The organism is Silvibacterium sp., from assembly GCF_047605705.1.
Taxonomy (GTDB): Bacteria; Acidobacteriota; Terriglobia; order Terriglobales; family Acidobacteriaceae; genus Silvibacterium.
The window spans coordinates 1-11,775 of record NZ_JASGFD010000087.1; the positions used below are offsets into that span (position 1 = coordinate 1).

The 11,775-nt window shown below is 62.5% G+C and carries 8 protein-coding genes; 6 read left to right on the plus strand and 2 right to left on the minus strand.

Annotated features, from left to right (window positions below; translation table 11 throughout):
* Positions 1 to 346 (minus strand): HEAT repeat domain-containing protein (locus QM649_RS19375; protein WP_415200728.1); only part of this gene is annotated, 346 nt, incomplete at its 3' end.
* A gap of 42 nt (positions 347 to 388) precedes the next feature.
* Between QM649_RS19375 and QM649_RS19380 the strand changes: the two genes are divergently transcribed.
* From QM649_RS19380 to rfbD, 6 genes are all read left to right on the plus strand, one after another.
* Positions 389 to 3,994 (plus strand): choice-of-anchor D domain-containing protein, encoded by a 3,606-nt coding sequence (locus QM649_RS19380; RefSeq protein WP_415200729.1) that lies wholly within the window; start codon positions 389 to 391, stop codon positions 3,992 to 3,994.
* A 312-nt stretch (positions 3,995 to 4,306) separates the two neighbouring features.
* A complete protein-coding gene (locus QM649_RS19385) occupies positions 4,307 to 6,928 on the plus strand; it encodes an SLBB domain-containing protein (protein ID WP_415200730.1) in 2,622 nt (873 codons plus the stop codon).
* Between the two features lie 59 nt (positions 6,929 to 6,987).
* The gene (gene rfbB / locus QM649_RS19390) at positions 6,988 to 8,067 is read left to right on the plus strand and encodes a dTDP-glucose 4,6-dehydratase (protein ID WP_415200731.1); all 1,080 of its coding nucleotides are present in this window, start codon (positions 6,988 to 6,990) and stop codon (positions 8,065 to 8,067) included.
* Positions 8,064 to 8,954, plus strand: a complete 891-nt coding sequence (gene rfbA / locus QM649_RS19395) for a glucose-1-phosphate thymidylyltransferase RfbA (RefSeq protein WP_415200732.1) — start codon at positions 8,064 to 8,066, stop codon at positions 8,952 to 8,954. Before rfbB ends, rfbA begins: the two co-directional genes overlap by 4 nt.
* Positions 8,955 to 8,958: 4 nt before the next feature.
* Positions 8,959 to 9,504, plus strand: a complete 546-nt coding sequence (gene rfbC, locus QM649_RS19400) for a dTDP-4-dehydrorhamnose 3,5-epimerase (RefSeq protein ID WP_415200733.1) — start codon at positions 8,959 to 8,961, stop codon at positions 9,502 to 9,504.
* Positions 9,504 to 10,394: a dTDP-4-dehydrorhamnose reductase gene (gene rfbD / locus QM649_RS19405; RefSeq protein WP_415200734.1), complete on the plus strand. Its 891-nt coding sequence runs from the start codon at positions 9,504 to 9,506 to the stop codon at positions 10,392 to 10,394. Before rfbC ends, rfbD begins: the two co-directional genes overlap by 1 nt.
* 44 nt (positions 10,395 to 10,438) lie before the next feature.
* On the opposite strand, the gene QM649_RS19410 is transcribed toward rfbD, so the two are convergent.
* The gene (locus tag QM649_RS19410) at positions 10,439 to 11,182 is read right to left on the minus strand and encodes a sugar transferase (protein WP_415200735.1); all 744 of its coding nucleotides are present in this window, start codon (positions 11,180 to 11,182) and stop codon (positions 10,439 to 10,441) included.
* Positions 11,183 to 11,775: the final 593 nt, after the last annotated feature.

The window sequence follows — 11,775 nt, forward strand, 5'->3', positions numbered from 1 at the left end:
GCCGGACGCGCGGGTGTTCGTCGCGGGCCAGTCCGCGGAGGATCTCCAGTGCGTCGGGCGTGCGGTCGCGCCAGCAGCAGAGGACGCGCACCGCGGCGGCGCGGGCCCGGGGGTCGGACGCCGTGAGGCAGCGCTTCAGCAGGTCCAGGTCGACCACGTCGTACGTCTGGTGAACCCACAGGGCCTCCAGAACGTGGTGCTCATAGCCCGGGTCGGCCGGATCGAGACCGGCGGCCCACGCGGTCAGGGCGGGTAGAACCTCGGACGACGGCCGGGCGCACAGCTCGGCCTTGGCCCGGTAGCGGACGCGGTCCTCGGGCTCTACTATTCGAACGACTCCGGGCAAACCTGGCAGCTGGCCACGATCACGGACGGCACAGGCAAGCTGGTGCAATCCAGCCAGATCGCCAATGGCAGCGGCAATCCGGCGACAGCCGTGGTCTGGAATTCCATCCGCAAGCTCTTTATCGCTGCGGTGCGCTTCCACGGTTTCTATCAGTCGCCGGACGGCGTGACCTGGACACGCATGGCCAACCAGCCGGGCACAAATCTGACCACTGTAAACTGCCCTGCCAATACCGGTGCACCTCCGTCGCAAAATTGCCCCATCTTCCGCGCCGCGCTCGCCGTGCAGCCGGTCACCGGGGATCTCTTCGCGCTGACCGTCGACCAGAACAATCAGGATCAGGGCCTCTGGCAGGATGTCTGCAACGCCGGCACACCCACGCCATCGTCCTGCACGAATGCGTCGGTGCAATGGGGTACGCGAATCGCGGATACCGCGCTCGAAGTCGGAGGCGGCGATGTGACGATTCCCCAGGCCGACTACGATCTTGTTCTTGCCGCGGTGCCTTCGCAGCAGGACACGCTGCTCTTCGCCGGCACTTATGATCTCTTCCGGTGCAGCCTGGCGAACGCCTGTGCCTGGCGCAATACGACCAACGATCAGACCTGCATGGCCTCCGGCGTGGCCCCGGCGCAGCACGCCGTCGATGCGACCGCCGCGGCGCAGGGCATCCTCTATTTCGGCAACGACGGCGGCCTCTGGCGCAGCACCGATCTCGTGAACCAACAGCAGCAGAGCTGTTCGAGCGACGACGCCACGCACTTCCAGAACCTCAACGGAGGCATCGGCTCGCTGGCCGAGGTCGAAAGCCTCGCCGAGGACGCGAGCAACAGCGCGAACCAGATGGCTTCGCTCGGCAGCCTCGGCACAGCCGCGCCGCAATCTGGTGGTACCCCATGGCTTCAGGTGCTCGACGGCTTCGGATCGGGCGCGGCGATCGACCCGGCGAGCCCGCAGAACTGGTACGCCACCTCGGAGTTCGGTGTCGGCATCAACCGCTGCACGACTGGCTCGGACTGCACCCTCGCCGGCTTCGGTTCGGTGGCGATTGGCAGCGCGGATGTGAGCGGCGACGGCGATACGCAGACGATCCCCGCGCCGTGGCTGCTCGATCCGCAGAACACCGCGAATGTGGTTCTGGGTACCTGTCGCGTCTGGAGAGGTCCCGGCACCGGCGGCTGGAACAGCGGCAGCAACCTGCTCAGCGGCATGCTCGACGGCGATCAGGGGCCGGAATGCGATGGCAACGCCGAGATTCGCTCGCTTGCCGCATCCGGCGGCAGCACGGAGCAGATTTACGCGGGCATGGCCGGCCCTCTGGACGGCGGCGAGTCCATCGCCGGGCATCTGTTCTCGGCATCGGTGAGCGCCCAGTCCGGCGCGTCGACGCAGTGGACGGATCTGGCGCTTTCGCCGGTCAACCAGCCTGCGGCCAACAGCAGCCTCTTCAACCCCGGCGGCTTCGATATCTCGAGCGTCTACGTCGATCCGCACGACGCGACCGGTAACACGGTCTATGCGACGATCTCGGCCTTCAGCGCCAATGGAGCAGGCGCGCCCACCATCTACCGTTCGGTGGATGGCGGAGCCCATTGGCAAAACCTCACCAGCACTCTGCCGAATGTGCCGGTCAACAGCGTCGTGGTCGATCCCGGCAACGCCAACATCGTCTATCTCGCCACGGATGCCGGAGTCTGGGCCACGACGGCGGTCTCCGATTGCCTCGATACCGCGGACAGCTGCTGGTCGCTCTACGGCACCTCGCTGCCGAACGCACCGGCGGTGCAGCTGGCCATCTACAGTGACAGCTCGACCTCCGGCCTGCGTGTGGCGACCTACGGCCGAGGCATCTGGCAGATTCCGCTGCTGTCTTCGGCGACGGCATTGACTTCCATGTCGGTGACGCCCGCGTCGCTCAGCTTCAACCCTGAGCAGGGCGGGACCCTGAGCGCTCCGCAGCAGTTGTTCGTGAAGAACACCGGCTCTCTTGCGTTGGCCATCACGCAGATCTCGGTTACCGGAGACTTCACCGAGTCCGACACCTGCTCCGCCCCGGTTTCGCCCGGAGACGGCTGCGTGGTCGAGGTCTATTTTCTGCCTACTGCGACCGGCACGCGCACCGGCGTGCTCACCCTCTTTGCCAATGTTCCCACTGGGCAGGTAACAGTGCCGCTCTCCGGCATAGGTTTGGCGCCATCTTCGATCGTCCTCACCCCTGTGGACGTGACATTCCCGACGACGTCCATCGGCAGCAAGTCTCCGGCGAGCAATATCACCATCTCGAATACAGGAGGCGCCACCGCCACGCTTACCGGCGAATCTGTATCGGGCGACTTCTCCATCACCGCGAACAGTTGCGGCAGCACCCTGACCGCGAACACCGGCTGCACCATCAGCGTGGTCTTCGCTCCCACGGCTTCGGGCACGCGTGCCGGCGCGCTGACGGTGACCGACAGCATTGGTGCGCAGACAGCGTTGCTGACCGGCGTGGGGCAGTCGCCGCCCACGGATAACCTTTCGCCGGCAAGTCTGAGCTTCGCGGCGCAGCTGATCGGCACCGTGAGCGCCGCGCAGTCCATCACCCTCACGAACAGCGGCGATCAGGCCCTGCCGCTCATCGCTACGCAGGTCTCCGGGGCCTTTCAGGTGGTGAACAACTGCGGCACTTCGCTTCCGGGCCACTCCAGCTGCGTCATCCTCGTGCAGTTCGTGCCGCAGGCCGTCGGCTCCGCGCAGGGAACGCTCACGGTGAGCGACGCGCTTCGCGTGCAGACTGTAAGCCTGAGCGGTGCCGGTCTTGCCCCGGCGGGCATCTCGGCTGCTCCGGCCACTCTTAACTTCGGCAATTACGGTGTCGGCGCCACCAGTCCGCCCATGACGGTTACGCTCACCAACAACAGCAGTGCCGGACTTAGCGGCCTCCAATACTCCATCGACGGAGACTTTTCGCTCGCCAGCGGAGGCTGCGGCAGTGCGCTCACGGCTGCAGCCGCCTGTTCGCTGGGCATCGTCTTCTCACTGACGCAGGTCGGCGCACGCAGCAGCACGCTTACGATCACCGGGACCGGGCTCGTTACGGCGCTGACCGTCGCGCTCAGCGGCTCCGGAGAGGATTTTTCACTCCAGGTCAGTGGCTCGTCGACCGCGACCATCACCAGCGGCCAGACTGCCACATATATGGTGCAGATTCTTCCGGTGAGCGGTTCTACCGGGACGGTCGCGCTCAGCTGTTCCGGCGCGCCCTCGACAGCCACCTGCACCGTCAACCCTGCATCGCTCACCCTGAACGGCGTGTCCAATGCCTCGGCCACGGTGACTGTCACCACGGGGACAAGCGCGTCCGCTGCCACGTCCCGTATGAATTTTTATGGAAAGGCCGTTCGCGGAGGGCCGATGCTGCTACTTGCCCTCGCTCTGCCGTGGATGACGATCCGGCGGCGGTTCGACGCGAGGCGCATGCTCCGCCTTCTTGTGCTGGCCGTGCTGTTGCTCATGCCGATTGCCTGCGGGGTCCGGGCCAGTGGCGGCTCTTCGGAGAGCGGAGGCAGCGGGAGCGGCACCACCACATCGGGAAATTACTCACTGACTGTCACCGGAACCGCTCCCGGAGTTACTCATACCGTTAGCCTGACTCTCACCGTCGAATGAGAGGGTTAAAATAAGCGAAGATGGAGCTCGCCCTGAATTCAGGGCTGGCAATAAGTCGTTCGCTAACTTCTCAGGCAAGGGGTATGATTCGCTGGTCCCGCGGCAGGCTTCCTGGCCCCGACGCGCCGGCTTCTTCTTATGCGTAGGCAACTGGTCCTGGCCTCCGGCGTGTTTCTCCTGACGCTCTCGCAGCTCGGGTTTGCGCAGACTTCGACATCTTCCGATTCTTCTACCTCGATGAGCGATACGTCATCGCAGGGCGACTGTTCGGATCCTCTTCTCGCGAGCAGTGCTACCTGCCAGGGGTCCTCCATGCAGACGACCTCCGGCTCGCAGGGCACATCCGGCATGAGCGGCTCGCAGACCGGATTGTCGGGGACGAACGGCTCGCAGCAGAATATGGTCGGCCAGCCGATGAACTACAACGACACCTCGACGTTGGGTGTCCAGCTTGCCCGCCAGCAGCTGACCGAGCGCCTTCCCGCGCAGCCACTGACCGACTTCCAGAAGTTCGTTGCCGGCACGACCGGCCAGATGCTGCCCATCTTCGGCGCCAGCCTCTTCCAGAATGGCCCTTCTACCTTTTCGCCCGTGGACCAGACCCCGGTGCCCCCGGATTACGTCATCGGTCCTGGAGACCTGCTCCGCATCCGCGTATGGGGACAGGTGAATTTCACTGCCAATGTCCGCGTCGATCGCTCCGGCGAGATCTATCTGCCGCAGGTCGGCCCGGTGCACGTAGCTGGATTGCCCTTCCAGACGCTCGATGATCACGTTCGCCAGGCCGTCGGCCGCGTCTATCGCCATTTCGACCTTACTGCGGATATCGGCCAGATTCGCGCCGTGCAGGTCTATGTCGTAGGCCAGGCGCACCGTCCGGGCACCTATACCGTCAGCTCGCTCAGCACTCTGGTCGACGTGCTCTTTACCAGCGGTGGCCCTTCTGTGAGCGGCTCGCTCCGCCATGTCTACCTCAAACGCGGCGGCCAGCAGATCGCCGACTTCGATCTTTATGACCTGCTCGTCAAGGGCGATAAGTCGAAGGACGTCAAGGTCGAGTCCGGTGATGTCGTCTATATCCCTCCGGCAGGACCGCAGGTGGCGCTTACCGGTGCCGTCCGCCGCCCCGGTATTTATGAGCTCCGTGGCGACACCAGCCTCGATGAAATCCTCTCCGCAGCCGGTGGTGCCTCCACCGTTGCAGGCGGCTCCCGGATCTCCATCGACCGCATCGCCGACCATGAGCAGCGTCAGGCGATGGAAGTCTCTTACGATCCGACCGGCCTCTCCACGGTTCTCGAGAATGGCGACATCGTGCGCCTGCTTTCGATCGTGCCCAGCTATCAGAAGAGCGTGACGTTGCGCGGTAATACCGTGAATCCTGGTCATTTTGCCTGGCACGAGGGGATGCGCCTGTCCGATCTGATTCCGGATAAGGACTCCCTGTTGACCCGGAACTACTGGCTGAAGCGCGCGCAGCTTGGACTGCCTGCTCCTGAGTTCGAACCGGTTCCCTATCTCTCGTCCCAGCAGCAGCCCACAAATCCCGTGGATCTCCGTTTCCGCCAGCAGTCGATGACGCGCCGGATCCAGGACTGCCTTACGACCACGAATACCAGCCTCAGCGCCATGGCGAATGGCACCACCAGCGCCAGCAACCAGAGCAATGTCGCGTCTATGACGCCGGGCAATCAGCCTTGCATCTACGATCCCAACTCGGCGATTGCGCAGTCGGGCGGCACGACTTCGTCTACATCCAGGTCGAATTACTCCACCGTCGATCAGACGAACGGTCAGAATATGGACGCCTTCAGCGCGTCTCCGGACGACCAGGCGACGGACGCTCTCGGCTGGCCGATCGATCCGAAGGATCGTGCCGCGAATGAAGGCAGCACCCCTGAGCGGGAAGCTGGACTGGCACCGCCCCACACCGCCTCTGCGGGTGAGCATCGCACCACGGTGCAGCTGCCGGCTCCTGAAATCGACTGGAGCTACGCCGTCATCGAACGTCTGAACAAGGACGATCTCAAGACCACGCTCATCCCCTTCGACCTGGGCAAGCTAGTGCTCAATCACGATCCCAGCCAGAATCTCGAGCTTCAGCCGGGCGACGTCATCAGCGTCTTCTCGCAGGCCGACATCCACGTGCCGCAGGCGCAGCAGACCAAGTTTGTGCGCCTCGAAGGCGAGTTCGTGCATTCCGGCGTTTACAGCGTGAAGCCGGGTGAGACGCTACGTGAGCTGGTGGCCCGCGCCGGTGGTCTCTCGCCGGATGCTTACCTCTACGGCTCGCAGTTCACGCGTGAATCCACCCGCGTGATTCAGCAGCAGCGCATCGACCAGTACATTTCCAATGTGCAACTCGAAATCTCGCGCGGCATGCTGGCGGAGACCTCGTCCGCCGTTGCTTCAGCGCAAGATCTTGCCAGCGCGAACACGGCGCTGATCGCCGAGCGCGATCTGGTCAACAAGCTGCAGCAGATTCGCGCCACCGGGCGCATGGTGTTACAGGTGAAGCCGGATAGCACGGGCGTCGCCGCGTTGCCGGACCTGCCGCTTGAAGATGGGGACGAATTTATCGTGCCTTCGCATCCAGCTGGCATCAATGTGGTTGGTTCGGTCTACGACCAAAACTCCTTCGTATTTCACCCCGACCGCAAGCTTGCGGATTACCTGCGCCTTGCTGGCGGCCCCAATCGGGACGCCGACCGCAAGCACATCTTCCTGATCCGCGCCGACGGTTCCGTCGTCAGTCGGCAGGCGACCAGCGGTGTGTGGGGCAATACCTTTGACGCTACGCCGGTCTATCCGGGAGATACTCTGGTAGTGCCGGAGAAGACCTACGGACCGTCGAATCTGCGCGGATTCCTGGAGTTCTCGCAGCTGTTCTCGTCGCTGGCATTCGGTGCGGCCGCAATCGCAATCCTGGAGTAGCGCAACAAAAACCTGGGTGACTCACCGGGGCAGGAGACTGTCTCAGGAAGGGCAGAAGTATGAACGACTGTGTCATCGTGACCGGCGGCGCCGGCTTTATCGGTTCCAACTTTGTCTTGCAATGGATTGCAAACACAGGCTCAGAGGTTGTGAACCTCGATGCGCTGACGTATGCAGGCAATCGCGGCAACCTGACTTCGCTCGACGGCAACTCGCGGCATACCTTCGTACGCGGAGATATCTGCGATGCCGCGTTGATCGCTTCTCTCTTTGAGAAGTACCAGCCGCGCGCCATTCTGCACTTCGCCGCGGAGAGCCACGTCGATCGCTCGATCACCGGGCCCGATGCCTTCGTGCAGACCAACGTCTTCGGCACCTTTACGCTGCTCCAGGCTGCCAAGCAGTACTGGGACAAGCTGCCGACCGGCGACAAGGAGGCCTTTCGCTTTCTGCACGTCTCAACGGACGAGGTTTACGGCACGCTCGAGCCGAACGATCCGGCCTTCTCCGAGACCACGCCCTACGCGCCCAACAGCCCGTATGCTGCATCCAAGGCCGGCTCCGACCACCTGGTGCGCGCCTATCACCATACCTACGGGCTGCCGACGCTTACCACCAACTGCTCGAACAACTACGGTCCCTTCCAGTTCCCGGAGAAGCTCATTCCGCTGATGATCCTCAACGCGCTTGAGGGCAAGCCGCTGCCGGTCTATGGCGACGGCCTAAACATCCGCGACTGGCTTTTCGTCGAAGACCATTGCAGCGCCATCCGTGCGGTGCTCGAGCGTGGCCGTCTCGGCGAGACCTACAACGTCGGCGGCAACAGCGAGCGCAACAACATCCACGTGGTGAACACCATCTGCGACCTACTCGATGAACTTCGCCCCGACGCGAAGATCGGCAGCCGCCGCAGCCTGATTACCTACGTGAAGGATCGTCCGGGCCACGATCGCCGCTACGCGATCAACGCCGAGAAGATCACCCGCGAACTGGGCTGGCAGCCGTCGCTGGACTTCGAAGCCGGCATCCGCAGCACCGTCTCCTGGTATCTCGAGCACCTCGACTGGGTGAATGAAATTCGGTCCGGCGCCTACCAGCAGTGGATCGAGACGAACTACGCAGAAAGGCTCTCGCTATGAAGGGCATTATCCTCGCCGGCGGCTCGGGCACGCGGCTTTATCCGGTCACGCACGTGATCTCGAAGCAGCTCCTGCCGGTTTATGACAAGCCGATGATCTACTACCCGCTCAGCACGCTGTTGCTGGCGGGAATCCGCGAGATCCTGATCATCTCTACGCCGCAGGACACCTCGCGTTTCGAAGAGCTGCTCGGGGACGGCAGCCGCTGGGGCATTTCGCTGACCTATGCCGTGCAGCCCAGCCCGGATGGTCTGGCGCAGGCCTTCGTCATCGGCAAGGACTTCATCGGGGACGACGCTTGCGCGCTCGTTCTCGGCGACAACATCTTCTACGGCCACTCGCTCTCCGGCCAGTTGAAGCGCGCAGCAGGCAAGACCAGCGGCGCGACTGTATTTGCTTACCAGGTTCACGATCCCGAGCGTTACGGCGTCGTCGAATTTGACGCTACCGGCCGTGCGGTCAGCCTTGAAGAGAAGCCCGAGAAGCCGAAGTCGCACTTCGCGGTTACCGGTCTCTACTTCTACGACAACGAAGTGGTGCGCATCGCCTCCGACCTCAAGCCCTCACCGCGCGGCGAGCTTGAGATCACCGATGTGAACAAGATTTACCTCGAAGCCGGAAAGCTCGATGTCGAAGTGATGAGCCGCGGTATGGCGTGGCTCGATACCGGCACGCATGACTCGCTCTTCGAGGCTGGCATGTTTATCCAGACCATCGAGAAGCGCCAGGGCCTCAAGATCGCCTGCCCGGAAGAGATCGCCTATCGCTACGGCTACATCACGCGCGAAGCCCTCGAAAAGCTCGCTGCTCCCGTGCGCAAGAGCGGCTACGGCCAGTACCTGCTCGCACTGGCAAAGGACACGAACACAAACCTCGAGGCCATTTAGCACCATGACTGTGACAGAAACAGCCCTCCCCGGTGTACTGATCTTCACGCCCCGCGTCTTCGGTGATGCGCGCGGCCACTTCTGCGAGACCTACAACGAGCGCGTGATGCAGGAAGCCGGACTGCCGACCCACTGGGTGCAGGACAACTTCTCCGTATCGAAGCACGGCGTAGTGCGCGGCCTGCATTACCAGGTGGTGCAGCCGCAGGGGAAGCTCGTGCGCGTGGCCTTCGGCCGGGTCATTGACGTTGCCGTAGACCTGCGCCGCAGCTCGCCGCACTTCGGCAAGCACGTCGCCGTCGAGCTCTCGGCAGAAAACGCCGCCATGCTCTGGATCCCCGCAGGCTTCGGCCACGGCTTCGCCGTACTCTCCGAGACTGCAGGCTTCGCCTATAAAGTCACCGACTACTACGCCCCGCAGGGCGAGCGCACCATCCTGTGGAACGACCCCGATCTCGCGATTGACTGGCAGCTCGATGCGGCCAGTGCCATCGTCTCCGACAAGGATCAGCAGGGCCAGCGCTTTGCCTCAGCCGAGGTCTTCGCGTAATGGCAGAGCAGCGCATCCTTATCCTTGGTGCGAATGGACAGCTCGGCCAGGCCCTCCAGCGAACCTTCGCGGGCGAGGGTCTCGTCGAGGCGCTAGGGCGTGACCGCTGCGACCTGGCCAATCTCGATCAGGTACGGAGCGCCGTTCAGGCCTTCGAGCCCACGCTGATCCTCAACGCCGCCGCCTATACCGCGGTCGATAAGGCGGAGTCTGAGCCGGAGCTGGCTGCGCTTGTCAACGCGGAGGCCCCCGGCGTTCTGGCCGAAGAGGCGAAGACGCGCGGCGCGCTGCTGGTCCACTATTCGACGGATTATGTCTTCGATGGCAGCAAGAGCAGCCCGTGGGTCGAAGACGATGCGACTGGTCCGCTGAATGTCTATGGAGCCACCAAGCTCGAAGGCGAGAGGAACATCCTCGCTACCGGCGCCCGTGCCTTCATCTTCCGCACCAGCTGGGTCGTCAGCGCGGAGGGTAAGAACTTCCTCCGCACGATGCTCAAGCTCGGCGCAGAGCGCGATGCTCTGAAGATCGTGAACGATCAGTATGGTGCGCCCACCTCGACCCACGCTCTGGCGGAGGGCACGAAGGCTGTGCTCGCTTCGGAAGGAATCAAGAGCGTGGCCAGTGATGTTTATCACATGAGCTGCGCCGGAGAGACCTCGTGGGCTGGCTTCGCGCAGGCCATCTTCGATGCGGCTGCTCTGCCGCGCGAGCAGGGATGGGCCACTGTCACCGGCATTCCTGCGTCGGAATATCCCACGCCTGCAAAGCGTCCGACCAACTCCGTGATGTCGAATGAGAAGCTTGCTGCTCACTTCGGCGTTCGCCTGCCCTCGTGGGAAGCCGAGACGCGGAGCATTCTGAAAGCACTTGGGGTGGCTCGCGGCTAAGCCGGGCCACCCCAAGGGTTCACTTCCAAGACTGCAAAGGTTCGCTAGTAGGCGCCTTCGCGGTGAATCATGACGAAGATGGTCTTCAGCACGATCTTCAATTCCATCCACAGGCTCCAGCGGGTCACGTACCGCATGTCGAGCTGCACACGCTGGTTGTAGCTCAGATCGCAGCGTCCTGAAGTCTGCCACAGGCCGGTAATGCCCGGCACTGCGTAGGAAAACATCTGCAGGTAGATGCCGTACTTGCTCTTTTCCTTGTCGACGATTGGGCGCGGTCCCACAATGCTCATTTCGCCCGCAAGCACGTTCAGCAGCTGCGGAATCTCATCCAGACTGGTCGAGCGCAGGAAGCGGCCGATCGGCGTAATGCGCGGATCGGACTTCAGCTTGTGGGTTTCCGACCACTCACGGCGCGCTTCCGCATCGGTGCTCAGGTAGTGCTCCAGCAGGCGGTCGCTGTCCTTGTACATGGTGCGGAACTTCCACACATAAATTGGATTCTGGAACTGCCCAAGGCGCCGGTGCCGATAAAGCGCCGAGCCGCGCGAAGTAGCGCAGATCACCAGCGCGATCAGCAGGCCGAGGGGCAGCAGAATTGGAAGCGCAAAGAAGATCAGCGCCAGATCGAACGCAGGTTTGACCACCCGGTACGCGAACGTCGCGATCGGGAGATTGGCCGGAACCGCCGTTGGCTGCGCGACCGCGAACTCAGGATAGGCAACGGACGTGCGTTGCGAATCCTCAGGATATCCAACTTCAGAATTGAAAAGCTCTGGTGTCGCCATGCGCTTTGAAAAGAGTGAACCTGAAATTTGCGTGCTGGGGGAAATCTTGGAACTCTTCTGGAAAATCGGTCCAAAGATCAGTTATGGGAATCAGCCCTGCCTGGACTGCTGATTCTGTCGTCAAAGACGCCGTATCTACGCATGAAGACGCCTATCCTCTCATTCAAGCTCAAGTTTTAAGACAGGAAGAACACAGTGCAGCGCTCTCATGAGCTGCATGTCCCGAAAGGAAACAAGATGCAAAGACGATTTGCTGATACGTGGCCGCTGGCTTGTTTTCTGCCCGCCGCTGGCTTCTTTTCTTCTGTGTACCGTGTTTGTGAGGCAAAAACCTTCGTGTCGCTGGTAGTTTAAATCCGCATTCCCGCGAGTTGTGCTTTCGCTTAACTCAGTTGAAACACCGGAGTAACCGCTCACGCGTTCCGCAAATACGGGTGAAGCTTTACCGGCCTATTTCGGCATATTGGGTATGCTCTAAGTTTCGGCCAGAGTGCCCTAGCTCCTCCATCGTATCTGGCAAATCTTTGGAAGTAAACAAGTCCGCTTCCTTGGACGGACTCATGATGATTACGTTAAGCGGCAGCGGAGCGGAC